The organism is Nocardia sp. NPDC023852 (genome assembly GCF_040639505.1).
GTDB lineage: Bacteria > Actinomycetota > Actinomycetes > Mycobacteriales > Mycobacteriaceae > Nocardia.
In genome coordinates, this window is record NZ_JBFAAB010000002.1 from 546,725 (window position 1) to 571,493 (window position 24,769).

The window sequence follows — 24,769 nt, forward strand, 5'->3', positions numbered from 1 at the left end:
ACCCGTTGATCATGGCCTGCTGAGTGCTTAGCCTGGAAAGACGCTGCTCGGCGACTCGGAGGAAGCCATGAGCGACAGACCCACACAAGGCAAGGCCACATTGGGTAAGGGCACACGTGTCACCGGGAAGTCACGCGACCGCCTACAGACCCAGCTGAAGAAGCAATACGAGGCGGGTGCGAGCATCCGGTCACTGGCGCGGTCCACCGGCCGTTCCTATGGCTTCGTCCATAACGTGCTGGTGGAGTCGCATGTGCAGCTCCGCAGTCGTGGCGGGGCGAATCGCCGCAAGAGGCAGTAGGGTCTCGGAAGACGCCAAATCGGCGTCGGTGGTGAGATTTTCGCCGGCACCGCGATGAATTCGCGTCCCGGGAGCCGTCTGCATTGTCGAAGCACGTTGCCGACGGAAGGAACCTCGCGGTGCGGACCCTGCTGCTGCAGATCATGGTGACACTGGACGGCTACGCGGCCGGCCCGGACGGCGCACTGGACTGGATCGAGGTCGACGACCCCGGGCTGGACGCCTATCTGGCCGAGCTGCTCGGCGGCGTCGACGCCCAGATCTTCGGGCGCACGTCCTACGAGCTGCTCGCCGGGTATTGGCCGGACGCGCAACGGAATCCGGCGACACCCGGCGACGCGTTGCTCGCGCCGCTGGTCAACGAGCTGCCCAAACTGGTGCTGTCGCACCGGCCCGACCTGGAGCTGCCATGGGAACCCGCCCGCCGGATCGGCGCCGATCTGCCCGGCGAGGTCACGGCCCTGAAAAACACCCCGGGCAAACCGGTGGTCGTGTTTGCCGGTGTGCGCACTGCACAGGAGTTCCTCCGCCTCGAAGCAGTGGATGAGCTTCGGCTGCTGGTCTTTCCGGTGCTGCTTGGCGCGGGCCGTCGGCTGTTCGACGAGGTCGCGCCGCGACAGCTGCGGCTGGTGGATGCCGTTCCCTTCCCGAAGTCGGGTGTGGTGCTGCAGATCTATCGCCGGAATCAGTAGCCCGCCACCATGCCGTCGCCGTGCACCAGGAGATTGGCCAGGCTGCGGAAGATCGGCAGGCCGGTTTTGATCTCCAGATAGGCGAACTGGCCCTGCGGGTTGACCTCGAGGAAGTAGTACTCGCCGTCGCGGCCGAGCCGAATGTCGAGGACGCCGAAGGACAGACCGAGTGCCCCCATCAGCGTCGCGAGCGACTTGCTCACCGCTGCGGGCAGGTGGTCGGGAACGAAATCGACCGACGTGTCCAGGCGGGAGTCGACCTTGCCGACGCCGGCCTGCGAGTCGATGCGAACAGTCCATTCGACACCATCCACCCAAACCACACGCAGGTCGCAGGTGGCGTCGACGTAGTCCTGGAAGGTGGTCGGCGCCGAGCGGATCGCGGCGAGCCTGCCGAAATCGTCTCGGGTGATGATCCTCGTCTCGGCGAACTCGGCCCGGCTGGTGCCGGTACGTTTGTAAACCACCGGGCCCGGTCGGGATTCGACGAAGGTGCGCGCCTCCTCCGGGTCGTTGGTGATCAGCGTCTCCGGCACGGTGAACCCGGCCCGCAGCGCCGTCTCCAGCTGCACGATCTTGCGGCTCGCGGTACGGCCGGCGCCGGGATCGTTGACCCAGTAGGCCGGGATCGACCAGAGCAGACCCTGGATGAACCCGTCGCATTCGGACTGCCGGAAGTCGTTGTCCGAGGCACGCACCCCGGCGGGCACCCGGGCCGGATGCGGGCGACGCCACCAGACCGATTGGACGTCGTCGAGTCCCATCAGGTGTGAAAGCGAGCGCGCGGTACCGAGACGGTCGAGCCGGAAGCTGCCGGCCTCGCGCGGAAAATCGCGTAGGTCGAGTTGAACAGGGCTGAGCCCGTGATGTTCTCGTAACGTCGCCGCCATCGCGGAGCCGTGCAGATCATCGGATTCGGACACGATCAGGATCGAACCCTTCCGGCGTGCCGCCATGTGCCGGCCGTTCAGTCGAGACTGTCGCAGTTGATGCCGTCGTCGCTGCCGTCGGACGATTTGGTCTGGCAGTAGGTGAACGTCGCGCCGTTCGATCCAGGGCAGTCGACGAGTTGCATACGGTCGGCCCAGATTTCGGTGAGCTGGCGGAGTTGGTCGTCGCCCAGCGCCTCGGACGGCGTCTCGGGGATGGTCATCGGCCGATCGACCAGATCGATGCGCAGTCGGCGGGTGAAGTCGGCGGTGGCGCCCGCGCGGATGTCCACGAGCACCGGACGGCCGCCTTGATCGGGGTGCGCCGCCGCGGAATCCACCACCCGCAGTACGTCGGACCGACAGAACGTCCACGTTCCCTCGGCGACGCGCACGGTGATCTCGCGGTCCGATTCCGCTACCAGCAGACCCTGCAGCGGAGGAACACGATCACCCTTCGGCGCGGTCCCGGGAAGGCGGATTCCGTCGGTCATAGCCGTTTCTCCGATCTGCTCACGATTTGCCACGACCCCCTGGCGTGTGAGTGATCATATCGCGGGAAGGGCGACTATCGGCTCGGATCGAGAGATTTCACGGCCTGTGGCAAACCGAATTCCGGTGTGAGAGGGACTAGCACCGAAATTTTTCGGCAGACCAGGAATTGCCGTGGCGCAATCTTCTAGCTATCTCGCCGGGGTGTGAGATCAGCGCTCGTAGCTCGGTATTGGCGGTCGTGCGTCCGTGTGTACCCTCGACGGGCGGCGAGTGGGGCGGTGCGGTCGGCGAGTTCGGTGCGGCGTTCGGCCGGTGGCGCGACAAGTTTGCGGGCGGCGTGCTCGAACGGTCCGAGGAGCATGGCATCCGCGCTGCGAACATCCGCCGCGGCGCCACTGTTTCGAGTGGCGCCGGCAGATTTCTCAGACCGGCGCGCGGCCGCTCAGCATCGGTTCGCGTTTCGTTCCGCCCACCAGGCTGGGGCGTCGACGAAGTGGTTGTCGAACTCTTCCTGGGATGCCGCGAGATCGGCGAGCGTGGAATTGCCCTTGGCAATTCGGTCCAACAGTCGGAAATACTCGAAGCGCTGTACGCCCGGCATGAGCGTGATCATGATCCGCGCCGAGCTGTCCGGTGTGGCGCCGAAAGCGTGCGGCATGAGCTTCGGCACGACGATCGAGCCCCCCGCGCCGACCGTCACAATTCGATTGCCTGCCAGTAGCTGCAGTTCCCCGTCGGCGATGTAGAACAGCTCATCCGACTGGGTGTGGTAGTGCGGCGCCGCACCGTCGGCACCGGGGGTCATGGTGACCTCGAGGTTGCTCAGCGCGCCGCCTGCCTCCTCGGCATCGATCAGCAGGCGCATGGTGACCGACTCGGAGCCCAACGTCTCGGCGTCTTCCGCCTGACGGATCGCGATGTCCTTACGTGGGGTGATGATCATTTCCGACTCCAGCTAGTTCGGTGATTGATAATTCGCTATCAAACTATATCCCAGTGAATAAAATCTTGCCCATGACGGAGCAGATATCTGATCCGATCGACGCGATCGAGGCTCAGTGGCGACGCGAACGACCGGATCTGAACCTGGAGGCCATGGCCGTGCTGGGCCGTCTCGGGAGGCTGATGGTGGTGGCGCAGCGCGAGATCGAGGCGGTGTTCGGCAAGCACGGCCTGCAACGTGGCGAGTTCGATGTGCTTGCGGCCCTGCGTCGTTCGGGCGAGCCGTTCGAGCTGAACCCATCGGTGCTCGCCGCCACGCTCATGCTCTCGCGCGCGGGCATGACCGGACGGTTGGACCGGCTGGAGGCGGCCGGGATGGTGCGTCGCATCGCGGACGTCGGAGATCGCCGCGCGATCCGGGTTGCCCTGACCGACGCCGGGCGGGACTTGATCGACATTGTCGTCACCGAGCACACCGCGAACGAAACCAGGTTGCTGTCCGTGCTCGCCCCGAGCGACCGGCGCGAACTGGACCGGATCGTGCGGGTGCTGCTCAGCAGCATGGAGCCGGGCGAGTAGCCACCGGGGCGTTCTCCCGTCGGATCACGCTTCCGCGTGGCGAAACGCGTGTCGCGACGAGGTAGCCCGTTACTCGAGACGTGCTGTGCCGCAGGGATCTACCGTGAGATTCCGTACCGAAGGTCGGTGCGGTGCGCGAGGAGGTCACGATGATCGACATCATCACGTTCCGTGGCACCGGTGAGCCGCGGAACCCTGACGGCGCGCCTGCGGGCATGGTGCACTACGTCACTACCTTGCTCGACACCAGCCGGTTCAGCTCTTTCGAACCGGACTGGCCCGCCTCTGTAGGTCCTGCGCCGAACGTAGGGGGGCCCTCGCTGGACACATCGGTGCGGCTGGGCATCGCCGCGGGGGTGCGGGCGATCCAGGAGTCACCGAATGTCTGTGGTCTGCTGAGCTATTCGCTCGGTGGGATCTGCGCGAGCCGGATCCTGGAGGGCGTCCGATCGGGAAAGTACAAGAACACCGATGGCACGCCGCTGGAAATCGCGTTCGCCGTGAACATCGCCAACCCACTGCGGCGAGCGGGCGAGTCGGTGGGAAACCTCTGCGCGCCCTCGACTTTCGGCCTGCATGGTCAGCGCGGCTCCTGGCCCGCTTCCGTAGCGGTCCGCGAGTACGCGAACCCTGGTGACATCATCACGGCGTCCCCGGCGGACTCGCCCCTGCGCATCATCGACGCCGGCGTCTCGCCGTTCTCCTTCGTCGAGGGCGCCCGAATCGGCGACGTCGCGCCGTTGATCTTCGCCGAACTACTCGAAGTGCTGATGCGGGATCCGATCGCCAACCTCGACCGCTACGCCACCGCGGTTCGTGGCGTCGTCGGCTATCTGACCCCGCCACCCGACGGCCAGCATGTGCTCTACGCGAGCCGGAGCATGCCAGGCACAAACGTGTCGTGGACGACGCACGCGGCGAACTACCTGAACGCGGCGTTCTGATTCGGGCGGCTCAGTGCTTGCGGCGGACCGAGGCCTCGACGAGATCCAGTACGGCGGTGAGGTTCTCATTGGTGTGGCCGGAGGCGATCCGGGCGATCAGACCGTCCAGGACGAGATCGAGGTAGCCGAGCAGGACGTCGGTGGGGACGTCGTCGCGCAGTGCCCCTGCGGCTTTGCGGCGCTCCAGGCGGGCCAGCGTGGCGGCGGTGAGTTCGGCGGAGCGCTGGGTCCAGCCCGCGCGGAACTCCGCGTCGGTGCGCAGTCGCCGCGCGATCTCCAAGCGTGTTCCGAGCCAGTTGAACTGCTCGGGGTGGGCGAGCATATCGCGCATCACCTGCACGATGCCCTGGTTGGCGGCGACCTCGGCCATGCGTTCGGCGTCCTCTTGGGCGAGGGCGAGGAACAGCGCGTCCTTGTCGCGGAAATGGTGGAAGATGGCGCCCCGCGATAGCCCGATCTCCTCCTCCAGACGGCGCACGGTGGCGCCGTCGTAGCCGTATTCGGCGAAGCAGCGGCGTGCTCCGTCCAGAATCTGGCTGCGCCGGGCGGCGAGGTGATCGTCACTGACCTTTGGCATGGGGGCTCCTCCGAACGAAGCGGGCGGCGCGAAGCGGAATGCGGAGAGGTCCGCGCACCACGGAAGCGGTGCGCGGATCCTCTACGGCGGTTCTGCCGTCCGCCCTCGGCGCGAACCGGCGGACGGCGGACGGTCAGCGAAACAGCTCAGCCGCGAATCATATTGCGCAGCACGTACTGCAGGATGCCGCCGTTGCGGTAGTAATCGGCCTCACCGGGTGTGTCGATCCGGACCACCGCGTCGAAGGTGATCTTGTCACCGTTCTCCTTGGTAGCGGTGACCTTCATCGTCTTCGGGGTGACGCCCTCGTTCAGCCGGGTGATGCCCTCGATGTCGAAGGTCTCGGTACCGTCCAGCTTCAGCGACGCGGCCGACTCGCCCGCGGGGAATTGCAGCGGGACGACGCCCATGCCGATGAGGTTGGAGCGGTGGATGCGCTCGAAGGACTCCGTGATGACGGCCTTCACGCCGAGCAGGCGGGTGCCTTTGGCGGCCCAGTCACGCGAGGAACCCGAGCCGTACTCCTTGCCGCCTAGCACGACCAGCGGTATGCCCGCGGCCTGGTAGTTCTGCGCGGCGTCGTAGATGAACGCCTGCGGCCCGCCCTCCTGGGTGAAGTCACGGGTGTAGCCACCCGAGACGTCGTCGAGCAGTTGGTTACGCAGCCGAATGTTGGCGAAGGTCCCGCGGATCATCACCTCGTGGTTACCGCGCCGGGAACCGTAGGAGTTGTAGTCCTTGCGCTCGACGCCGTTGGCCTCCAGGTACTGCGCGGCCGGGGTGCCGGGCTTGATGTTGCCCGCGGGGGAGATGTGGTCGGTGGTGACCGAGTCTCCCAGCAGCGCGAGCACGCGGGCGCTCTTGATATCGGTAACCGGCTCCGGGCTCGGCGGCATACCCTCGAAGTACGGGGGTTTGCGCACGTAGGTGGACTGCTCTACCCACTCGAAGGTCTTACCCTCCGGAGTGGGCAGACTGCGCCAGCGCTCGTCGCCCTTGAAGACGTCCTTGTAGTCCTCGAGGAACATGTCGCGGCTGATGACCCGGTCGATGGTGTCCTGGATCTCCTGCGGCGACGGCCAGATGTCCTTCAGGAAGATGTCGTTGCCGTCGTTGTCCTGGCCGAGGGCGTCGTGCTCGAAGTCGAAGTCCATGGTTCCCGCGAGCGCGTAGGCGATCACCAGCGGCGGGGAGGCCAGGTAGTTCATCTTCACATCGGGGGAGATGCGGCCTTCGAAATTGCGGTTGCCGGACAGCACCGCGGTGACCGTGAGGTCGTTGTCGTTGACCGCCTTGGAGATCTCCTCCGGCAGCGGGCCGGTGTTGCCGATGCAGGTGGCGCAGCCGAAGGCGACCAGGTTGAAGCCGAGCTTGTCCAGGTAGGGCCAGAGGCCCGCCTTCTCGTAGTAGCCGTTGACGACCTGCGAGCCCGGCGCCATGGAGGTCTTCACCCACGGCTTACGGGTCAGGCCTTTGTCCACCGCGTTACGGGCGAGCAGGGCGGCGCCGAGCATGACCGACGGGTTGGAGGTGTTGGTGCAGGAGGTGATCGAGGCGACCACCACCGCGCCGTGGTCGAGCACGAAGTCGCCGTACTCCTCGGTCTGCACCTTGACGGGCTTCGACGGACGGCCCTGGGCGCCGTTCGCGGCCGACGCCAACACGGCGTCGTCGTCGGCGAAGGACAGCACCGCCGGATCGCTGGCCGGGAAAGACTCTTCGATGGCCTCGTCCAGGTGCGTGTGCGGTGTGGTGGCGGCCGGGCCGGTGACCGCGTCATCGGTGTAGTTGTGGATGTCCTTGCGGAAGGCGGTCTTGGACTCCGACAACAGGATTCGGTCCTGCGGACGCTTCGGACCCGCGATGGACGGCACCACGGTGCTCAGGTCGAGTTCCAGGTACTCCGAGTAGGCGGGCTCCTTGTCGGCGTCGTGCCAGAGGCCCTGCTCCTTGGCGTAGGCCTCGACCAGCGCGACCTGCTCGTCGGAACGACCGGTCAGGCGCAGGTACTCGACGGTCACCTCATCGATCGGGAAAATCGCCGCCGTGGAACCGAACTCGGGGCTCATATTGCCCAGAGTGGCGCGGTTGGCCAGCGGCACCTCGGCGACGCCCTTGCCGTAGAACTCGACGAACTTGCCCACCACGCCGTGCTTGCGCAGCATGTCCGTGACGGTGAGCACGACGTCGGTCGCGGTCACACCCGGGTTGATCTCGCCGCTCAGTTTGAAGCCGACCACGCGCGGGATCAGCATCGAGACGGGCTGGCCGAGCATGGCCGCCTCGGCCTCGATGCCGCCGACGCCCCAACCCAGGACGCCGAGGCCGTTGACCATCGTGGTGTGCGAGTCGGTGCCGACGCAGGTGTCGGGGTAGGCCTGACGAATGACGTTGCCGCCCGAGCGGGGGCCCTGCGTGGTTACGCCCGCGGCTGCGTCCTCCGGGCCTGACCCGCTCGGGCGGTCGCGGACCATGACGACACGGGCCAAGTGCTCGATGTTGACCTGGTGCACGATGCCGGTGCTCGGTGGAACGACCTTGAAGTCGTCGAACGCGGTCTGGCCCCAGCGCAGGAACTGGTAGCGCTCACCGTTGCGTTGGTATTCGATGTCGACGTTGCGCTCGAAGGCGTCGGCGCGGCCGAATACGTCGATGATGACCGAGTGGTCGATGACCATCTCGGCGGGTGCGAGGGGGTTCACCTTGTCCGGGTCGCCGCCGAGGGTGGCGACGGCCTCGCGCATGGTGGCGAGGTCGACGATGCACGGCACGCCGGTGAAGTCCTGCATGATGACGCGTGCGGGGGTGAACTGGATCTCGGTATTCGGCTCGGCCGACGGATCCCACTTCGCGATGGCGCGAATGTGATCGGCGGTGATGTTAACGCCGTCCTCGGTGCGGAGGAGGTTTTCCGCGAGGACCTTCAGTGCGTAGGGGAGTTTCTCGGTGCCGGGCACGGCGGAGAGGCGGAAGATCTCGTAGGAGTCGCTTCCGACCTCGAGGGTGCCCTTGGCGCCGAAAGTATCGATACTTGTCGTCACGTCAGCTCCACTCGTCTGTGCGGGTGGCCGCCGGCAGGGCTGTGCCGGCGACCGAGTCTTCGGAGGTGCTCCCGCGCCGGAAGGCGCCGGTTCCTCGCGCTACGACCTTAACAGTACGCTTGTCCTGTGAAACACCTGGGGGCCGCTGGGTGTGCCGCACGTGCGTGCTGCGACACTCCGTCGCGTACTGTGCTTTCGAGCCAGCAAGGGGGACCTCGCTCAACCCTGCAGTGTTGGATGCCCGTCGCTTCGGATGCCGATGCGGCTCGACAGACCGGATGGAAGATGACCGCCCCGCACACCTCGGTTTTCACCCCTATGGCCGCCGAACTGCCGCCGAATATCAGCGCCGACACCGTGAGCTCGCTCAATGCCGATCTGGCTGACGACCACGTCGCGACCCTCACTGGCAAGGACAAGGCGGAGTTGGCGACCATCGCCGCGGATGCGCGATCTCACGGAATCCCGTTGAGCATTGTGGTAGTTCCCGGCAACCCAGGCCACGACTCGAGCCTACGTGACCTGGCCACCGAGGTGGGCAAGACACAGCACGGCACCGTCGTCGTCTTGAGCGACGACTGGGTCGGCACGTACAGCGACTCGGTGAGTCGCGTTCGGCTGGAATGGGCGGAGGACGCCGCGAAGGAGACGCACGGTAAGAGCTCGGAGGCGGCCACGATTTTCGTCGGTCGTCTGGAGGCCCCGGAATCCGTGTCATGGACCGCCATCACCTCCGTACTGCTGCTGGGGACACTGGCCGCCATCGGTGGGCTGTACGGGGTCAAGGCCAGGCGGGCGCGGCGGAGCGAGGGCGCGCTCGTGCGGAGTTCCGGCGATCTGCGGCTTCGAGAGGACGCGGCACCCGACATTCGGGCGATCTAGCGCGGAGTCATTCGTGGGTCGGTGTTAGGCCGACTGATTTTCGTCGCTGTACGACGACCGTCGACGGGGTCGGTTCTGTGGGCCGCTCCGATCCTTGTCGTGCGGTAGGGCGCCCGCCGATCGGTGGCGGTTCCGCGCGTCCGGCGGCATGGCCGACCGCGAGTGCCGGTCCTTCGCGGCCGCGCCACTTTCGGCAGGCCGGTCCTCCGGTGCTGGATCGTGCGATGGCAGCCGGGTGCCCCCTATCGATTGTGCTGGTGCGACTCGGCGCTCACCGAGGCTTTGGTTTCTCGGCAGTTAATTTTATGAACGTCTGGTTTGTCTTACTTCACGAAGCCGAAGTGTCATCTGGCAAATTCTGGGCAAAATAAGAATTACGCGCGTGTAGTTCTGTTGCGGGAGTTTCCTCGGTGACTTAAGTGTCGTACGGTTCGAATGGTTGCTGCTGGGGAATAAGTGTTTCCAGAGGCCATCTGTCGGCCACCGTGCGTCATGGTTCTGCTGATGTCTATGGGGCATTGCCGGAATCCGGTCCTTGGGAGGTGCGATGTGCAGTAACGGTGAGTTCGCCCACCGGCGTCCTTCGTGGATCGCTATGGGATTGCTGGCTATGGTTTCCGTGCTAGTCGCCACGGGGCCTGCCGACGCGTTGCCGCCACCGCCACCGAATCCCAGTGACAGCCAGATCGCCGAGGCCGGAGCGCAGGTCGATGCGGGGATCACCGAGGTGAGCACTCTGATCAACCAGGTCGCCGCAGTCGACCAGCAGCTGCGGGAACTCGACGACGCGGTCGCGCGAAAGCGCGAAGACGTCAACAAGGCCCTGGTCGACCTGCAGACCGCGCGTGCCGCCGCCGACGCCGCCGCCGCGGTGGTCGCCGACACCCAGTGCGAATTGGCTGCTGCCGGAACGCGAGTCGGCCAGGCACGGCGTAACTTCGACCAGTTCGCCGCCCAGGCTTACACCCGGCCGGCCTCCGAATCAATGGTCACTTACCTCGCGGCCGCCACTCCGGCAACCGCGCTCGATCAGGCCGAGCTGCTGAACTTGGTCTCCAAAAACCAGCGGCAGGTGCTCGACAGCCTGCGCCGCGCGCAGATCGATCAGGGCAACAAGAACTCCAGCGCGCGCCAGGCGAAGTCCGCCGCCGCCGCGGCCGCGGCCGCCGCCGAGGCGAGGAAGGTCGGCGCCCAGAACGCGGTCGCCGCCGCCAAGGCCGAGTTCGACCAGCAGGCCGTGCAGCGCGCCGACCTGCTCCGCAAGCGCCAGGACGCGCAGGGCAGGCTCGGTCTGGCGCGCCAGAACGTGGCGGGTCTGCGGGATCAGCGCGATGCGTACCTGGCCTGGGACGCGCAGCGCACGGCGGAGGAATCCGCGGTGCGTGCGGCCGCCGCCGCTGCCGCCGCTCGTGCCGCTGCCGACCAAGCCGCCCGCGACCGCGCCGCCGAGCTCGGTGCGGGCAGGCGTCCGCACGCCCAGATCGAGGACGCGCCGCCGCGGCGAGGATCCCCCCGGGCGACCACGCCCTCGGTCGGCGGTTCCGCGGCGATCGAGATCGTGGTCGATCGGGCAATGTCACAGCTGGGCGTCACCTATGCCTGGGGCGGAGGCGATGAGGACGGACCGACGCTGGGCATCCGCGACGGCGGCGTCGCCGACAATCACGGCGACTACGACAAGGTGGGCTTCGACTGCTCGGGGCTGATGGTCTACGCCTTCGCGGGCGTCGGAGTATCGCTGCCGCACTACAGCGGCTATCAGTACAACGCGGGCACGCGGGTGCCGGTGGGGCAGCGCGAACGTGGCGACATGCTGTTCTGGGGGCCCAACGGCAGTCAGCACGTGGCGCTCTATCTCGGTAACGGGACAATGGTCGAGGCGCCGCAGTCCGGCGAGGTGGTCAAGGTGTCCGCGGTCCGTGAGGGCGGCATCATGCCGTACGCGGTCCGTATCCTCCCCTGACATATCGGACATTCCGGGTGTGAAGCGGGCTGGGAAACCGTCGAATTCCGTTCTTGTCGGGTCCGGGTGCGGCACAGGCGGCCATTACCTGGAATAGTTGTGGCAGCACGCACAGGACTAAGGCGAAAGCGGGGATGTTGGTGACTTCGACGGACGGTGTGAGCGGGGCGAATTTGGCGAAAGATGCGCCTGCCTCCGCGCCCAGCACCATCGAGCGTGACGTCCAGACCCTGGAGAAGGCGATCTACGAGGTCAAGCGCGTGATCGTGGGCCAGGATCGTCTGGTCGAGCGGCTGCTCGTCGGTGTGCTCGCGCGTGGCCACGTCCTGCTCGAGGGTGTGCCGGGTATCGCGAAGACGCTTGCGGTGGAAACGTTCGCGAAAGTGGTCGGCGGTTCGTTCGCCCGCGTGCAGTTCACGCCTGACCTGGTGCCCACCGACCTCATCGGTACCCGTATCTACCGGCAGGGCCGCGAGGAATTCGATACCGAGCTAGGTCCGGTCGTCGCGAACTTCGTACTCGCCGACGAGATCAACCGCGCACCGGCCAAGGTGCAGTCGGCGTTGCTCGAGGTGATGGCCGAGCGGCACGTGTCGATCGGCGGCAAGACCTACCCGATGCCTGATCCGTTCCTGGTGATGGCGACCCAGAACCCGATCGAGAGTGAAGGCGTGTACCCGCTGCCGGAGGCGCAGCGTGACCGCTTCCTGTTCAAGGTCGTCGTCGACTACCCCTCCGTGGAGGAGGAGCGCGAGATCATCTACCGGATGGGCGTGACTCCACCGGAGGCCGGCCGCATCCTGCAGCCGGAGGAGCTGATCCGCCTGCAGAAGGTCGCGGCCAACACCTTCGTCCATCACGCGCTGGTCGACTACGTGGTCCGGGTGATCGCGGCGACCCGCAAGCCCGCCGACTTCGGCATGCAGGACGTGGCCAGCTGGATCTCCTACGGCGCTTCACCGCGCGCCAGCCTCGGCATCATCGCCGCGGCCCGCGCCGTCGCGTTGATCCGCGGGCGCGACTACGTCGTGCCGCAAGATGTCGTCGAAGTGATCCCGGACGTGCTGCGCCACCGGCTCGTGCTGTCCTACGACGCGCTCGCCGACGAGATCAGCCCGGAGGACGTCATCAAGCGCGTGCTGCAGACCATCGGCCTGCCGCAGGTCGCGCCGCATGCCGTCGCGCCGGGCGCTCCGGCCGCGCCGCCCGCTCCCTCTCAGCAGGCTCCGCAGCAGCAGATCCCGCAGCCGCCCTCACCGCAGCAGCAGGCCGTGCCGCAGCCGCCGAACGGGCAGCAGTCCCAGCCCGCCGGCAACTTCCCGTCGAAGTGACCTCGGCATCGGATCCGGTTGCCGCAGTGTCGATGTCGTCTCACGGACCGCCATCGTTCCGATCGGGGGAGCTGACCGACCCGCGGCTGTCGGTCGCGCTGAAGACTCTCGAGCTCACCGTGCGCCGCAGACTCGACGGCGTGCTGCACGGCGACCACCTCGGTCTGATTCCCGGGCCCGGCTCCGAGCCGGGGGAGGCGCGTACCTACCAGCCGGGTGACGATGTGCGCCAGATGGATTGGTCGGTCACCGCCCGCACCACCCATCCGCACGTGCGGCAGATGATCGCCGACCGGGAGCTGGAAACCTGGATGGTGGTCGACCTGTCAGCCAGCCTCGACTTCGGTACCGCCGCCTGCCAGAAGCGCGATCTCGCGATCGCCGCCGCGGCTGCCATCACCTATCTGACCAGCGGCGGCGGCAACCGGATCGGCGCGGTCGTCGCGACGGGCGAGCAGTTGGTCCGCATTCCCGCGCGCAGCGGGCGCGTCCACGCCCAGTCGATGCTGCGCAGCATCGCGACCACGCGGCACGCGCGTGACGGCGTGCGCGGTGACCTGCGCGGCGGCATCGAGTCGCTGCGCCGCCCGCAACGCAAACGGGGGCTCGCGGTGATCGTCAGCGACTTCCTCGGCGATATCGACTGGCAGCGCTCGCTGCGCGCCATCGCCGCCAGGCATGATCTGCTCGCGGTCGAGGTGCTCGACCCACGCGACCTGTCGCTGCCTGATATGGGCGATGTCGTGCTGCACGATCCGGAGACCGGGCGCACCCGCGAATTCAGCGTGACCCCCACATTGCGCGCCGATTTCGCGGCCGCTGCCCAGCGCCATCGTCAGCAGGTCGAACAGGCCCTGCGCAGCTGTGGCGCCCCGGTCCTCACCCTGCAAACCGATCGGGACTGGATCGCCGACGTGGTCCGGTTCGTGTCCACCCGGCGCCACAGCTTCGGCGCCCCGACCGGGCGGGTGCCACGCCAGTGAGTATTTCGCATTTCACCGCGCAGCTCTGGCTCGGATTCCTCGCGGTCGTCGCACTGATCGCGCTCGGCTACATCCTGGTGCAGCGCGGCAGGCACAAGCACATGTTGAAGTTCACCAACATGGAGCTGCTGGAGAAGGTCGCGCCCGCGCGGCCGAGCCCGTTCCGGCACGTGGCTGTCGCGCTCATGCTGGTCGGCTTGGTGTTCCTCACCGTCGCCGCGGCCGGGCCGACGGCGGTCAAGAAGGTGCCGCGCAACCGCGCGACCGTCATGCTGGTGATGGACGTCTCGCTGTCCATGGAGGCCACCGACGTGCCGCCGAGCAGGTTGCAGGTGGCGCAGAAGGCAGGTAAGGAGTTCGTCGACGGGCTGACTCCCGGCATCAACCTCGGCTTCGTCACTTTCGCGGGCACCGCGTCGGTGATGGTGCCGCCGACCGTGAACCGGGAATCGGTCAAGGCGGCCATCGACAACATCAAGCTCGCCGAGCGCACCGCCACCGGTGAGGGCATTCTCACCGCGCTGCAGTCGATCGAGACGCTGGCCACCGTGCTCGGCGGCGCGGAGACGCCGCCGCCCGCGCGGATCGTGCTGATGTCCGACGGCAAGCAGACCGTGCCCGACGACAAGGATGTCGACAACCCCCGCCACGGTTTCACCGCCGCGCGGCTGGCCAAGAGCAAGGGCGTTCCGGTGTCGACGATTTCGTTCGGCACCGAGTGGGGATCGGTGGAGATCCCCGACCAGGACGGCAAGGGGACGCAGCGGGTGAAGGTGCCCGTCGACAACGATGCGCTGCGCGAGATCGCCAAGCTCTCCGGCGGCGACTTCTACACCGCCTCCAGCCTCGCGGAGCTGACCGCCGTGTACGACACACTCGAACAGCAGATCGGCTATGAGATGACCAGGGGCGACGCCAGCAGGCCGTGGCTGCTGCTCGGCATGTTGCTCGTGTCCGCCGGCGTCGTGACCGGCTTGCTCTATCGTCAACGCCTGCCGTAGCGCGGACGCGACTATGGCCTCACGCGAAGGTGTGGAGCCCGGGCGCGGCGCACGAACCCGAACAGATAGGTTGGTCTTCATGTCGAACATCACGTCTCGGTCGGTCCTGGTGACCGGCGGTAATCGCGGCATCGGTCTCGCGGTCGCGCAGCGTCTGCTTGCTGACGGTCACAAGGTGGCCGTCACGCATCGTGGTTCGGGGGTGCCGGACGGGCTGTTCGGTGTGAAATGCGATGTGACCGATAGTGAGTCGGTGGATCGGGCGTTCACGGAGGTGGAGCAGCACCAGGGTCCGGTCGAGGTGCTGGTGGCCAACGCGGGCATCACTGACGACACCCTGCTCATGCGGATGACCGAGGAGCAGTTCACCCGGGTTATCGACGCCAACCTGACCGGTGCGTTCCGGGTGGCCAAGCGGGCCAACCGGGCGATGTTGCGGGCGCGCTGGGGCCGCCTGGTCTTCCTCGGCTCGGTGGTCGGTATGGGTGGCGGGCCCGGCCAGATCAATTACGCCGCCTCCAAGGCGGGCGTGATCGGCATGGCGCGATCGATCACCCGGGAACTCGGCTCGCGATCGATCACCGCCAATGTCGTCGCGCCAGGGTTCATCGAAACGGATATGACCGCGGAACTGGACGAAAAGTACCGCGACATGGCGAAGCAGTTCATTCCTCTGCAGCGGCTCGGCCAGCCGGAAGATGTTGCGGCCGTTGTCAGCTTCCTGGCCTCCGAGGACTCAGCCTATGTGTCCGGTGCCGTGATACCGGTCGACGGTGGCATGGGCATGGGCCACTGAGCTAGCCCAAAGCCGCGCGGTGCCGAGACCTTCGGGCCGCATGCAACTCAGACATTCGACTTCAGGAGAACCGAGGACTCATGGGCGGACTGCTCGAAGGCAAGACCATTCTGGTCACCGGCATCATCACCGATTCGTCGATCGCGTTCCACGCGGCGGCGGTCGCGCAGGAGCAGGGCGCGAAGGTGATCATCACCGGTATCCCGGAGCGGCTGCGGCTGATCGACCGGATCGCCAAGCGACTGCCGCAGGAGGTTCCGCCTGCCATCGGGCTCGACGTGACCAGCGAGGATGACCTCGCCGCGCTCGCCGAGAAGGTGCGTCAGCTGGCGCCGGAAGGGCTTGACGGGCTCCTGCACTCGATCGCGTTCGCGCCGCGCACCCTGATGGGGCCGGAGGCGCGTCCATTCCTCGATGGTCCCGGCCCGGACGCAGCCAAGGCGTTCGAGATCTCGGCATGGAGCTACGCGTCGCTGTCGCGCGCGGTGCTTCCCGTGATGAACGAGGGCGGCTCGATCGTCGGCATGGACTTCGATCCGCGCACCGCTATGCCGTTCTACAACTGGATGGGCGTGGCGAAGGCGGCGCTGGAGTCGGTGAACCGGTACGTGGCACGGGAAGTGGGTACCGCCAAGAAGATCCGCTCGAACCTGATCGCCGCCGGTCCGATCAAGACACTGGCCGCCAAGGCGATCGCGGGCACCGCGACCGACGACGCCGCGAAGCTGAACCAGCTCAACACCTACTGGGACGGCGCGTCGCCGATCGGCTGGGACGTCGACGACCCGACGGTAGTGGCGAAGTCGATCGTCGCGCTGCTGTCGGACTGGCTGCCCGGCACCACGGGCTCGATAATCTACGTCGACGGCGGCGCCAGCCACAACACCTGGTTCCCGGAGAACATGTCGATCAACTGAGCCTGATTCGGGAGGAGGCACTGTGGTTCGTGCTGTCGACGCGCTGCTGTTGCTGTCCTTCGGCGGCCCGGAGCGTCCCGAGGACGTGATGCCGTTCCTGGAGAATGTCACCCGGGGGAGGGGAGTGCCGCGCGAACGTCTCGAAGAGGTCGCCGAACACTACCGGCATTTCGGCGGCGTCTCGCCGATCAACGCGCTCAACCGCGACATCATCGCCGCGGTCGAGACCGAATTGACCACGGCGGGTATCGATCTGCCGGTCTACTTCGGTAACCGGAACTGGGATCCCATGGTGGAGGACACCGTCGCGCGGATGGCTGCCGACGGTGTCGGTTCCGCGCTGGTGTTCTCGACCTCGGCGTGGGGCGGCTACTCGGGCTGCCTGCAGTACCACGAGGACATCGCAAGGGCGCGTACCGCTTTCGGTTCCGGTGCGCCGGAATTGGTGAAACTGCGCCACTATTTCGACCACCCCCTGCTGATCGACGCGTTCGCCGACGCGATTCGCGCGGCGCGCGAGCGCCTTCCGGCCGACCGCCGTGCGGGCGCGCGACTGGTGTTCACCGCGCACTCGATTCCGGTGTCGGCCGACGCCGCTGCGGGCCCGCCTGCCGATGGTGGCCGCCTGTACAGCCGTCAGGTCGCCGAGGCCGCGCGATTGTGCGCCGCCGCAACCGGTTTCACCGGCTACGATCTGGTGTGGCAGTCCAGGTCCGGCCCACCGCAGGTGCCGTGGCTGGAGCCGGACATCGTCGACCACCTCGACGACCTCGCGGCCAAGGAGGTCGAGGCGGTCGTCGTTTGCCCGGTTGGCTTCGTGTCCGACCACCTCGAGGTCATCTGGGATCTCGACAACGAGGCCGCGCAGAAGGCCGCCGAACTGGGCATGGCTTTTGCTCGCGCCGCCACGCCGGGCACCGATCCCCGTTTCGCGAAGCTGGTCGTCGAACTGATCTCCGAGCAACTGGACGAGAACGAACCCCGAAGGCTCGGCGAGGTCCCGGGTTACGGCTGTACACCTAACGGCACCCCGTGCGCCGGCGGTTGCTGCGCCGCACCGCGCCGTCCCACAGTTGGGAAGTGACTTGGATCGGGCGAGTTAGCATCGACTGCGCCTGAGACCGAGCGCTGAATCCATTCCTTAGGGGGTAATTCTCGATGACCTATGCCGACGTGCTGACCAACGCCGCGGTGCTCGATCCACATGCCTGGTCCGATACGAGTGTGTGGACCGTGGCGCTGGACTCGACCGAGGCCAGGCGGCGCGGTCGCAGTAGCGGCAGCGGCGGTTCGATCTGGGTCGGCATTCTCTGTATCGGGCTCGTAGTCGTCGGCATCGGGCTCGCGATCTGGCTGGGCAAGAGAAAGAACTCGAATCAGCCGCAGCAGCCGTATGCGTCACAGTAGTACCAGCAATCGCAGCCGCCGCAGTATCAACAGCCGTATCCACCTCATCAGGATCAGCAGCCGTATCCGCACCAGCAGGGATTCGGGGCGCCGCCGCAGTATCAGCAGTCCTACCCACCACAGCCGCAGCAGTACCAACCGCCGCAGCAGCAATACCAACCGCCCTACCCGCCGCAGCAGTAGCCCGTTCGGGTCGCGGCGCCGTTCGGGTGGACACGAAGATCTTTGTCCGCACGGTGGTTCCGTCGTTTCCGCGGAGGTCGTAGGTGTTGCCGAGCACGGAGTCGGTTGTGGCGCCGAGGGGTCGTCGCGGCCGAAGGTGAGGTGAGCGCCTCGGGCAGCAGTCTGGCCGGGTCGACACAGTGCGCCGCGGTGATCCCTGGTCCGGCATGATGAGCGCGCCGCCGCAGAACTGGCCGGTGGGGCGGGTGATGAACAGTGGTGTGTCGACGGCGGCCAGCCACGGGTAGCCCACCGTCGCCCGGGGCCGCCCACGATCGCGGAGGCTGGGCAGGCGAAGCGAGACCGATCAGCGCGGTGGCGAGGGCCGCGGCGCCACGACGGTAAATGCGCGTGCCACACCGCCTGCTGGGAAGATCGCTGATCGCCTGTTCAACCAGATCGGCGCGGGTTCAGTGGTTGCTGCGCGCCGAGGCGTGCACCGCGACCAACCGCGCCGCGCGGATCGCGTCCCAGAGTGGGCGCAGCAGCGATTCTTGCGCGCCGATCGCGCTGGCGGAGGTGGGTGAGGCGGCGGGCTCTCGCTGCGCCACCGTGAGGATGGCCGCGACATGGTCGGCGGTATTCAGAATCCGCCTGGCGCGCAAGGGGATCGAGCCGGGGTAGTCGTGCCGGGAGTAGTCGGCGAGTTCGGCCTCGATGAGCTCGCGCGGATCGGACTCGGCCGCGCCGACGGAGGTGGTGTGGAGTTTCATCAGGGCGTCGGCGGCGTCGCGGACCGCTTCTCGCATGGCGTATTCGGCCTCGCCGAGCGACATGTCGGAGCCTGGCGCCGAGGGGATGGGGGTGCTGTAGACAGTCCACTGCAGGGTGTCGTCGTCGGCCCACTGCGGGATGAGGCCGGTGCCGTCGGAGCCGGGGACACCGATCAGGATTCCCTCCTCGGCTTCGATGGCGTCGGCGGCGAATGCCGTCCCCCCGGGCAGGCCACGCACGTCGCCGGGGACCGGGAGTACAAGCCGTAGCTGTGCGCCGGGCTGCGCCATCGTCTCGCGAATCACCTTGAGCAGCGCCATGACCCCGCTGCCCGGCAGATTCCCGTGCGACGACCAAGGCAGGTCCGTGCGGCCGCCGGTGACCGGGTCACCTGCCGCGATCGTGTGCCTCGGCGCCCATGCATGCAAGGCAGCCAAGATGTCGTCGGGCGCGCTGCAGCCGGCCAGCCATGAGCCGGCCCACACCGTCAGCGTCGCACTTGGAGAGCACATAATTATCGAGCATAAAGGTTCGCGCTACTCTCGGGCATCCGTGCGGCGAGCATTCTCGAGCTGCGTGCGGTGATGGGCGGGCCGTTCGCGTCCGCCGCTCCGCCCGCGCCGGCATCTCCTGGCATGTGCCTCCCGCACCCACCTTCTGGGATTCGGCCTAATCCGGCTCGGTGACGAAGTCGATCAGGCGTTCCACCGCGCCGAGCAGGGGGGCTTCCAGATCGCGGAAGGAGGTCACGGCGTCGTATACCCGCCGCCAGCCATCCTGCGGGGTACCCCAGCCCAGGCGCGTGCAGATGCCGGTCTTCCAGTCCTCGCCTCGGGGCACCTCCGGCCATCGCGCGATTCCGACGGCCGCGGGCCGCACCGCCTGCCACACGTCAATGAACGGATGTCCGGTCACGAGCACGTGCGGCCCGAGTCCGGTGGTCAGCTGCGTCTCCTTGGACCCGATGACCAGGTGGTCGACCAGCACACCGACCCGGTGTCCCGGCCCCGGGTCGAACTCCACCAGCCGCTCGGCCAGGTTGTCCAGGCCCTCCAGATGTTCGACCACCACGCCCTCGACCCGAAGGTCGTGTCCCCACACCCGCTCCACCAGCGCGGCGTCGTGCACGCCTTCCACCCAGATCCGGCTACCGCGGGCCACCCTGGCACGCAGGCCCTCCACCCTGGTCGAACCGGAGGCGGAGCGGGTCTGCTTCTTCGGCGGCGCGGCGGAGGGCCGGACCAGCGTCACAGGCTTGCCATCGATGAGGAATGCGGCCGGACGCAGCGCGAACAGGCGCACCACGCCGCGGGCGTCCTCGAGCTTCACGAACTCGCCGTCGTAGCTGCGATCGAAACCGACCACGGCGCCGCAGAATCCGGTGGCGGCGTCCTCGACGACCAAGTCGCGTTCCGCGGTTACCGTCGGCACCGCCCGCTGCTTCGATCGAGGATGTCCGGAGAAGATGTCACCATACCTGTCACGCGCGCTCACCCGCCTGAAGCTAGCACCGCCGCTGTGAGTTTCGGTGTCACCGCCCGCGCGTCACCGCGGCGAATTCGTGCCGCGCGCTCGTGTCCTTCCGCGCCCGGAATCATGATCGGCGCACTACAGTGGGTGGCGTGGCCGCAATCTTTTGGCTGGTCGCGGGCATCCTGCTCGCGGCGGCGGAAATGCTCACCGGTGACTTCACGCTGCTGATGCTCGGCGTCGCCGCGCTCGGCACCGCGGGCGTCGGCGCCGCGGCGGATACCTCGCTGGTGGTGGATGCCATTGTGTTCGCTGTGATCTCGGCGGTGCTGTTCCTCGGTGTCCGCCCGTATATCCGTCGGCGCTTCGGTACTCCGCCGCCGATTCCGACGAATGTGGACGCCTTGCCTGGTAAGACGGCGCTGGTACTGGAACAGGTCGCGGCCCATTCCGGGCAGGTGAAGCTGGGCGGCGAGGTCTGGACCGCCCGACCGATGGACACGACCGAGGTCTACGAGCCGGGTACGACCGTCTATGTCATGAAGATCGACGGCGCGACCGCCGTCGTCTGGAAGGGGCCGTAATGGCTGTACTGATCGTCGCCGCTGTTCTCGTCCTTTTGGTCGTGGTGGTGGTCTTCAAGTCGATCGCGCTGGTGCCGCAGGCCGAGGCCGCGGTCATCGAGCGCCTCGGCCGTTATTCGCGCACCGTATCCGGCCAGCTCACGTTCCTCGTTCCGTTCGCCGATCGGATCCGGGCCAAGGTGGACTTGCGCGAGCGGGTGGTCTCCTTCCCGCCGCAGCCGGTGATCACCGAGGACAACCTGACTCTGCACATCGACACCGTGGTCTATTTCCAGGTGACCAGCCCGCAGGCGGCGGTGTACGAGATCAGCAACTACATCGCCGCGGTCGAGCAGCTGACCGTCACCACGTTGCGCAACGTGGTCGGCGGCATGACGCTCGAGCAGACGCTGACCTCCCGCGACTCGATCAACGGCCAGCTGCGCGGCGTGCTCGACGAGGCGACCGGCCGCTGGGGCCTGCGCGTCGCGCGGGTCGAGCTCAAGAGCATAGATCCGCCACCGTCGATCCAGGAGTCGATGGAGAAGCAGATGAAGGCCGACCGCGAGAAGCGCGCCATGATCCTCACGGCGGAGGGCACGCGCGAATCGCAGATCAAGACGGCCGAAGGTTCCAAGCAAGCGCAGATCCTGTCCGCGGAAGGCGCCAAGCAGTCGGCGATCTTGGCGGCCGAAGGTGAACGGCAGAGCCGGATCCTGCGCGCGCAGGGTGAGCGAGCCGCCTCCTACCTGCAGGCACAGGGCCAAGCCAAGGCCATCGAAAAGGTTTTCGCCGCTATCAAATCCGGCAAGCCCACACCGGAACTGCTTGCCTACCAATACCTGCAGACGCTGCCGATGGTCGCCCGCGGTGACGCCAACAAGGTATGGCTGGTGCCCAGCGACTTCGGTAAGGCGCTCGAAGGGTTCGCCAAGAGTTTCGGCACCCAGGGTGAGGACGGCGTCTTCCGCTACGAACCGCCCGCGACCGACGGCTCCGAAGTCAAGCCGGAGGACGACTCCGACGTCGCGGACTGGTTCGACACCGCGCCCGACCCGACCATCGAGCGGGCCGTCCGCGCCGCTGAGGCGACGGCACGCACTCCGGTCGAGGGCATGACGCCCACACCGCCGCCGGGTTACCAACCCTCCCCACATCAGCCGGTCCTCCCCCCGCAGGAAGCCTTCCCGCCCCAACAGCCATCACAACAGCAGCCGCCGCAGCCGCCGGCTTATCGCCCCGACGATCCGCACGGCCGCCCCTGGCAGCCCCCGGAGAACTTGTCGAAGTAGTGCGATGTCGTCGGCTGTCGCGGAATTCGCTAGCCGAATTGTGCGACAGGCGCGGATCGCCGCAACGATCACGTCGACGACGTCGCACACGCCGTGCGGGGTGAGGTGGTACGGGATGGTGATCGGCAGGTTACTCGGGAAGCTGATTCCCGGCGGGCGGAATCGAGTGGCAGACTTCCAGGTATGACGACACCCGGATGGGCCGACGTGGACCGCTACATCGTGGACACACTGGTGGTGGATGAGGACTCCGAAGCGGCGTTGGGGGCGAACAAGGCGGCGGGGCTGCCTTCGATCGACGTGTCACCGGCGCAGGGGAAATTCCTGCATCTGCTCGCCAGGACGGTCCGGGCGCGGCGGGTGCTGGAGATCGGCACGCTCGGTGGATACAGCACGATCTGGCTCGCCCGTGCGGTCGGCCCGAAAGGGCAGGTGGTCACCCTCGAGTTCGCGGCTCAACACGCCGAGGTCGCCCGCGCGAACCTCGACCGGGCCGGTGTCGGCGACCGGGTGGAGATCCGTGTCGGCGCAGCGCTCGACAATCTGCCCGTACTCGCGGAGGAGGACCCGGAGCCGTTCGACCTGGTGTTCATCGACGCGGACAAGGTGAACAACTCGAACTATGTGTTGTGGGCGCTGCGCCTGACCCGGCCTGGTTCGGTGATCGTCGTCGACAACGTGGTGCGCGGCGGCGCACTCGCCGATGAACACTCCGATGATCCGAACGCCCAGGCCTGCCGTGACCTGCTCGACCTGCTTGCCGCCGAACCGAGCCTGGACGCGACCGTGGTTCAGACCGTTGGCAGCAAGGGCTGGGACGGCTTCGCCTACGCCGTTGTGAACGGCGACATCGGCGACTGAGCAGATTCTGTCGCGGAGGTCAGTCCACTGCGCGGCCCCGTCCGGGCCGGTTACCGGTGTAGTGCGTCGGCCAGCTCGGCAAGCCGACGCGGGGCGCATTCGGCTAAGGGATGAGGACCACCTTCCCGGTTGTCGCGCGCGTCTCCAGCGCGTGGTGGGCGGCGGCGGCCTCGGCGAGCGGGAAGCGGTGTACCGCGGGGCGCAGGCGACCGGCCGCCGCCTCTGCCATCGCGCGCTCCTCCAGTACGCGCAGATCGCCGCCGGCGCGCGCGAGCATCGGCGGGCCGATCACCACGTGGGAGGTGACACCGCGCGCGGCCAGTTCGTCGACCGAGAGCGACTGCCGCACTTGCTCATCCGACGTCTGGCCGGACCAGCCGTAGATCAGGTGCTGCCCGCCCTTGCCGAGCAGACCGAGGGCGGCACGGGCGATCTCGCCGCCTACCGAGTCGAACAGCACACTGGCGCCGCGGTCGCCGATACGTTCCCGAACCTGCTCGGGCCAGTCCGGTCGCAGGTAGTCCACCGCGAGATCGGCGCCGTTACGCCGCACCTGATCGACTTTCGCGGGCCCACCGGCAAGCCCGATCACCGTCGCCCCGGCATTCTTGGCGGACTGCACCAGCAGCGTGCCGATGCCGCCGGCGGCGGCCGTCACCATGGCGACGCTGGCGGGGCCGAGTTCGGTGAACTGGAGGATGCCCGAGGTGGTACGGCCGGTGCCGATCATCGCCACCGCCTCGGCTGGATCGAGGTTCACCGGAATCTCATGCAGCCGAGCGACTTCTGTCACGGCGAGTGCCGCGTAACCACCGGGCACCGCGCCGAGGTGGGCCACCACCCGTGCACCGAGGTGACTCGGGTCGACATCGGCGCCGATCCGGTCGACGGTGCCCGCGACTTCGCGGCCGGGGATGGTCGGCAGTTCCGGCAGGGGGAACGGTCCGGTCTGGCCCTTCCTCAGCGTGGTGTCGACAAGGTGGACTCCAGCGGCCGCCACCGCTATCCGTACCTGCCCGGGGCCGGGCGCTGGGTCAGGCAGGGTTTCGTACTGGAGGTTCTCGGCTGGGCCGAAGGCATGGAGGCGAATGGCGTACATGGTGGCTCCTGTTGGTGAGGCAGTTGCCGACCACCCTTCAACATCAAGTTAGGTTGGGGTCAAGGGCCTTCGGCGCGCCGCTCGTGCGGCGAACCCGTCGCAGAGTGCGTCGAGCCCGACGTAGAGCAGTTCCTCCTGGGTCAGATCGCTGACGCCGCTGCCCTCGAGATCTACCAGCGCGGGTGGGACCGGCGTCTGTGCCGCCCCTTTCAGTAGCGTCCGCAGCCCGTTGTCGCCCTCGGGGTTCATACCCTTGCGCGCCATCAGTGCGGCGCTGATCTCCGGCAGGGTGGCGCCGGAGATGTAGTTCCACACGGTGAAGGCCATGGTTGTCGCCTCGCGGGTCGAGACGTCGAGCTCCAGAAAGCCTTCGACCAGCCAGGCAAGACATGCCAGACTCTGCGGCCCGAAGCTGTAGCGCGGCGTGGCGAAGGTGAGCAGCACCCACGGATGTTGTCGATAGAGGGCCCAGTCGATCTCTGCGGCGATACGCACCCGGTCACGCCAGGTCCACTGCCGACCCTCCGGCGAAGGGTATGGATTGCGCCGGGCTACCTCGTCGGTCATCGACGCCAGCAGCTCGTCCTTGTTCGCCACGTGGCGGTAGAGCGACATGGCGCCCACGCCCATCCGCTCGGCTATGCGCCGCATGGACAGCGCGTCCAGGCCCTCGGTGTCGGCGAGCGCGATCGCGGTGTCGACGATGGCGGCGCGATGCAGCTTGGGTTCGGTCATCCCACGACTCGCTTTCCGTTCCGTGGCGGGTTG

Annotated in this window: 26 protein-coding genes; 16 read left to right on the forward strand and 10 right to left on the reverse strand. The window is 67.3% G+C overall.

What is annotated here, in order from left to right:
* The first annotated feature begins 67 nt into the window (after positions 1-67).
* Positions 68-301 carry a helix-turn-helix domain-containing protein gene (locus AB0H00_RS06265; RefSeq protein ID WP_357261623.1) on the forward strand — a complete coding sequence of 78 codons (234 nt, stop codon included), beginning with the start codon at positions 68-70 and terminating at the stop codon, positions 299-301.
* A gap of 119 nt (positions 302-420) precedes the next feature.
* The gene (locus AB0H00_RS06270; RefSeq protein ID WP_357261626.1) at positions 421-993 is read left to right on the forward strand and encodes a dihydrofolate reductase family protein; all 573 of its coding nucleotides are present in this window, start codon (positions 421-423) and stop codon (positions 991-993) included.
* Here the strand turns inward: AB0H00_RS06270 and AB0H00_RS06275 are convergent.
* The 3 genes from AB0H00_RS06275 to AB0H00_RS06285 form a co-directional block, all read right to left on the reverse strand.
* Positions 987-1,916: a hypothetical protein gene (locus AB0H00_RS06275; RefSeq protein WP_357261629.1), complete on the reverse strand. Its 930-nt coding sequence runs from the start codon at positions 1,914-1,916 to the stop codon at positions 987-989. The two genes, AB0H00_RS06270 and AB0H00_RS06275, sit on opposite strands and share 7 nt — an antisense overlap.
* A gap of 44 nt (positions 1,917-1,960) precedes the next feature.
* Positions 1,961-2,416: a hypothetical protein gene (locus AB0H00_RS06280; protein ID WP_357261632.1), complete on the reverse strand. Its 456-nt coding sequence runs from the start codon at positions 2,414-2,416 to the stop codon at positions 1,961-1,963.
* 443 nt (positions 2,417-2,859) lie between these two features.
* Positions 2,860-3,282: a cupin domain-containing protein gene (locus AB0H00_RS06285; RefSeq protein ID WP_357262423.1), complete on the reverse strand. Its 423-nt coding sequence runs from the start codon at positions 3,280-3,282 to the stop codon at positions 2,860-2,862.
* A 149-nt stretch (positions 3,283-3,431) separates the two neighbouring features.
* Here AB0H00_RS06285 and AB0H00_RS06290 point away from each other — a divergent pair, with 149 nt between their 5' ends.
* Both AB0H00_RS06290 and AB0H00_RS06295 read left to right on the forward strand, forming a co-directional pair.
* The gene (locus AB0H00_RS06290; RefSeq protein WP_357261635.1) at positions 3,432-3,938 is read left to right on the forward strand and encodes a MarR family transcriptional regulator; all 507 of its coding nucleotides are present in this window, start codon (positions 3,432-3,434) and stop codon (positions 3,936-3,938) included.
* A 149-nt stretch (positions 3,939-4,087) separates the two neighbouring features.
* On the forward strand, positions 4,088-4,882 hold the full coding sequence (locus tag AB0H00_RS06295) for a hypothetical protein (protein WP_357261638.1): 795 nt from the start codon (positions 4,088-4,090) through the stop codon (positions 4,880-4,882).
* Between the two features lie 10 nt (positions 4,883-4,892).
* Here the strand turns inward: AB0H00_RS06295 and AB0H00_RS06300 are convergent, their stop codons facing one another.
* Together AB0H00_RS06300 and acnA are read right to left on the reverse strand one after the other, a co-directional pair.
* The gene (locus AB0H00_RS06300) at positions 4,893-5,459 is read right to left on the reverse strand and encodes a helix-turn-helix domain-containing protein (protein WP_357261641.1); all 567 of its coding nucleotides are present in this window, start codon (positions 5,457-5,459) and stop codon (positions 4,893-4,895) included.
* A gap of 146 nt (positions 5,460-5,605) precedes the next feature.
* The gene (gene acnA, locus AB0H00_RS06305) at positions 5,606-8,500 is read right to left on the reverse strand and encodes an aconitate hydratase AcnA (RefSeq protein WP_357261644.1); all 2,895 of its coding nucleotides are present in this window, start codon (positions 8,498-8,500) and stop codon (positions 5,606-5,608) included.
* Between the two features lie 237 nt (positions 8,501-8,737).
* Here acnA and AB0H00_RS06310 point away from each other — a divergent pair, with 237 nt between their 5' ends.
* From AB0H00_RS06310 to AB0H00_RS06350, 9 genes are all read left to right on the forward strand, one after another.
* Positions 8,738-9,382 (forward strand): DUF6676 family protein, encoded by a 645-nt coding sequence (locus tag AB0H00_RS06310; protein ID WP_357261646.1) that lies wholly within the window; start codon positions 8,738-8,740, stop codon positions 9,380-9,382.
* Between the two features lie 547 nt (positions 9,383-9,929).
* A complete protein-coding gene (locus tag AB0H00_RS06315; protein ID WP_357261649.1) occupies positions 9,930-11,345 on the forward strand; it encodes an NlpC/P60 family protein in 1,416 nt (471 codons plus the stop codon).
* A gap of 134 nt (positions 11,346-11,479) precedes the next feature.
* Complete coding sequence (locus tag AB0H00_RS06320; protein WP_357261652.1) at positions 11,480-12,676, forward strand: MoxR family ATPase; 1,197 nt, start codon at positions 11,480-11,482, stop codon at positions 12,674-12,676.
* A 32-nt stretch (positions 12,677-12,708) separates the two neighbouring features.
* A complete protein-coding gene (locus tag AB0H00_RS06325) occupies positions 12,709-13,659 on the forward strand; it encodes a DUF58 domain-containing protein (protein WP_357261655.1) in 951 nt (316 codons plus the stop codon).
* Positions 13,656-14,660: a VWA domain-containing protein gene (locus AB0H00_RS06330; protein WP_357261658.1), complete on the forward strand. Its 1,005-nt coding sequence runs from the start codon at positions 13,656-13,658 to the stop codon at positions 14,658-14,660. The genes AB0H00_RS06325 and AB0H00_RS06330 overlap by 4 nt, the downstream gene beginning before the upstream one ends.
* Before the next feature lie 79 nt (positions 14,661-14,739).
* Positions 14,740-15,456, forward strand: coding sequence for a 3-oxoacyl-ACP reductase FabG1 (gene fabG1 / locus AB0H00_RS06335; RefSeq protein ID WP_357261661.1), 717 nt, complete (start codon positions 14,740-14,742; stop codon positions 15,454-15,456).
* Positions 15,457-15,536: 80 nt separating this feature from the next.
* Positions 15,537-16,373, forward strand: a complete 837-nt coding sequence (inhA, locus tag AB0H00_RS06340) for an NADH-dependent enoyl-ACP reductase InhA (RefSeq protein WP_357261664.1) — start codon at positions 15,537-15,539, stop codon at positions 16,371-16,373.
* Positions 16,374-16,395: 22 nt separating this feature from the next.
* Positions 16,396-17,457 carry a ferrochelatase gene (locus AB0H00_RS06345; RefSeq protein ID WP_357261667.1) on the forward strand — a complete coding sequence of 354 codons (1,062 nt, stop codon included), beginning with the start codon at positions 16,396-16,398 and terminating at the stop codon, positions 17,455-17,457.
* Between the two features lie 74 nt (positions 17,458-17,531).
* Positions 17,532-17,780, forward strand: coding sequence for a hypothetical protein (locus AB0H00_RS06350; RefSeq protein ID WP_357261670.1), 249 nt, complete (start codon positions 17,532-17,534; stop codon positions 17,778-17,780).
* Here the strand turns inward: AB0H00_RS06350 and AB0H00_RS06355 are convergent.
* From AB0H00_RS06355 to AB0H00_RS06365, 3 genes are all read right to left on the reverse strand, one after another.
* The gene (locus AB0H00_RS06355) at positions 17,772-17,939 is read right to left on the reverse strand and encodes a hypothetical protein (protein WP_357261673.1); all 168 of its coding nucleotides are present in this window, start codon (positions 17,937-17,939) and stop codon (positions 17,772-17,774) included. The two genes, AB0H00_RS06350 and AB0H00_RS06355, sit on opposite strands and share 9 nt — an antisense overlap.
* Before the next feature lie 473 nt (positions 17,940-18,412).
* Positions 18,413-19,228 carry a hypothetical protein gene (locus tag AB0H00_RS06360; RefSeq protein ID WP_357261676.1) on the reverse strand — a complete coding sequence of 272 codons (816 nt, stop codon included), beginning with the start codon at positions 19,226-19,228 and terminating at the stop codon, positions 18,413-18,415.
* A gap of 157 nt (positions 19,229-19,385) precedes the next feature.
* The gene (locus AB0H00_RS06365) at positions 19,386-20,210 is read right to left on the reverse strand and encodes a DUF3097 domain-containing protein (RefSeq protein ID WP_357261679.1); all 825 of its coding nucleotides are present in this window, start codon (positions 20,208-20,210) and stop codon (positions 19,386-19,388) included.
* Positions 20,211-20,338: 128 nt separating this feature from the next.
* Between AB0H00_RS06365 and AB0H00_RS06370 the strand changes: the two genes are divergently transcribed.
* From AB0H00_RS06370 to AB0H00_RS06380, 3 genes are all read left to right on the forward strand, one after another.
* Positions 20,339-20,770 (forward strand): NfeD family protein, encoded by a 432-nt coding sequence (locus tag AB0H00_RS06370; protein WP_357261681.1) that lies wholly within the window; start codon positions 20,339-20,341, stop codon positions 20,768-20,770.
* Entirely contained in the window at positions 20,770-22,041 is a 1,272-nt protein-coding gene (locus AB0H00_RS06375; protein WP_357261684.1) for an SPFH domain-containing protein, read from the forward strand. The genes AB0H00_RS06370 and AB0H00_RS06375 overlap by 1 nt, the downstream gene beginning before the upstream one ends.
* Before the next feature lie 183 nt (positions 22,042-22,224).
* The gene (locus AB0H00_RS06380; protein WP_357261687.1) at positions 22,225-22,902 is read left to right on the forward strand and encodes an O-methyltransferase; all 678 of its coding nucleotides are present in this window, start codon (positions 22,225-22,227) and stop codon (positions 22,900-22,902) included.
* Positions 22,903-23,005: 103 nt separating this feature from the next.
* Here the strand turns inward: AB0H00_RS06380 and AB0H00_RS06385 are convergent, their stop codons facing one another.
* Both AB0H00_RS06385 and AB0H00_RS06390 read right to left on the reverse strand, forming a co-directional pair.
* A complete protein-coding gene (locus tag AB0H00_RS06385; protein ID WP_357261690.1) occupies positions 23,006-24,001 on the reverse strand; it encodes a zinc-binding dehydrogenase in 996 nt (331 codons plus the stop codon).
* Positions 24,002-24,049: 48 nt separating this feature from the next.
* Positions 24,050-24,736 carry a helix-turn-helix domain-containing protein gene (locus AB0H00_RS06390; protein WP_357261693.1) on the reverse strand — a complete coding sequence of 229 codons (687 nt, stop codon included), beginning with the start codon at positions 24,734-24,736 and terminating at the stop codon, positions 24,050-24,052.
* Positions 24,737-24,769 lie beyond the last annotated feature (33 nt).

What these genes read in the sequence shown, in the direction of transcription:
- AB0H00_RS06265 (WP_357261623.1), top strand. Translation starts at nt 68, where the DNA reads ATGAGCGACAGACCCACACAAGGCAAGGCCACATTGGGTAAGGGCACA.
- AB0H00_RS06280 (WP_357261632.1), bottom strand. Translation starts at nt 2,416, where the DNA reads ATGACCGACGGAATCCGCCTTCCCGGGACCGCGCCGAAGGGTGATCGT.
- AB0H00_RS06285 (WP_357262423.1), bottom strand. Translation starts at nt 3,282, where the DNA reads ATGCGCCTGCTGATCGATGCCGAGGAGGCAGGCGGCGCGCTGAGCAAC.
- AB0H00_RS06290 (WP_357261635.1), top strand. Translation starts at nt 3,432, where the DNA reads ATGACGGAGCAGATATCTGATCCGATCGACGCGATCGAGGCTCAGTGG.
- AB0H00_RS06295 (WP_357261638.1), top strand. Translation starts at nt 4,088, where the DNA reads ATGATCGACATCATCACGTTCCGTGGCACCGGTGAGCCGCGGAACCCT.
- AB0H00_RS06300 (WP_357261641.1), bottom strand. Translation starts at nt 5,459, where the DNA reads ATGCCAAAGGTCAGTGACGATCACCTCGCCGCCCGGCGCAGCCAGATT.
- AB0H00_RS06310 (WP_357261646.1), top strand. Translation starts at nt 8,738, where the DNA reads ATGCCCGTCGCTTCGGATGCCGATGCGGCTCGACAGACCGGATGGAAG.
- AB0H00_RS06315 (WP_357261649.1), top strand. Translation starts at nt 9,930, where the DNA reads ATGTGCAGTAACGGTGAGTTCGCCCACCGGCGTCCTTCGTGGATCGCT.
- AB0H00_RS06320 (WP_357261652.1), top strand. Translation starts at nt 11,480, where the DNA reads ATGTTGGTGACTTCGACGGACGGTGTGAGCGGGGCGAATTTGGCGAAA.
- AB0H00_RS06325 (WP_357261655.1), top strand. Translation starts at nt 12,709, where the DNA reads ATGTCGTCTCACGGACCGCCATCGTTCCGATCGGGGGAGCTGACCGAC.
- fabG1 (WP_357261661.1), top strand. Translation starts at nt 14,740, where the DNA reads ATGTCGAACATCACGTCTCGGTCGGTCCTGGTGACCGGCGGTAATCGC.
- inhA (WP_357261664.1), top strand. Translation starts at nt 15,537, where the DNA reads ATGGGCGGACTGCTCGAAGGCAAGACCATTCTGGTCACCGGCATCATC.
- AB0H00_RS06350 (WP_357261670.1), top strand. Translation starts at nt 17,532, where the DNA reads ATGACCTATGCCGACGTGCTGACCAACGCCGCGGTGCTCGATCCACAT.
- AB0H00_RS06360 (WP_357261676.1), bottom strand. Translation starts at nt 19,228, where the DNA reads ATGTGCTCTCCAAGTGCGACGCTGACGGTGTGGGCCGGCTCATGGCTG.
- AB0H00_RS06375 (WP_357261684.1), top strand. Translation starts at nt 20,770, where the DNA reads ATGGCTGTACTGATCGTCGCCGCTGTTCTCGTCCTTTTGGTCGTGGTG.
- AB0H00_RS06380 (WP_357261687.1), top strand. Translation starts at nt 22,225, where the DNA reads ATGACGACACCCGGATGGGCCGACGTGGACCGCTACATCGTGGACACA.
- AB0H00_RS06385 (WP_357261690.1), bottom strand. Translation starts at nt 24,001, where the DNA reads ATGTACGCCATTCGCCTCCATGCCTTCGGCCCAGCCGAGAACCTCCAG.
- AB0H00_RS06390 (WP_357261693.1), bottom strand. Translation starts at nt 24,736, where the DNA reads ATGACCGAACCCAAGCTGCATCGCGCCGCCATCGTCGACACCGCGATC.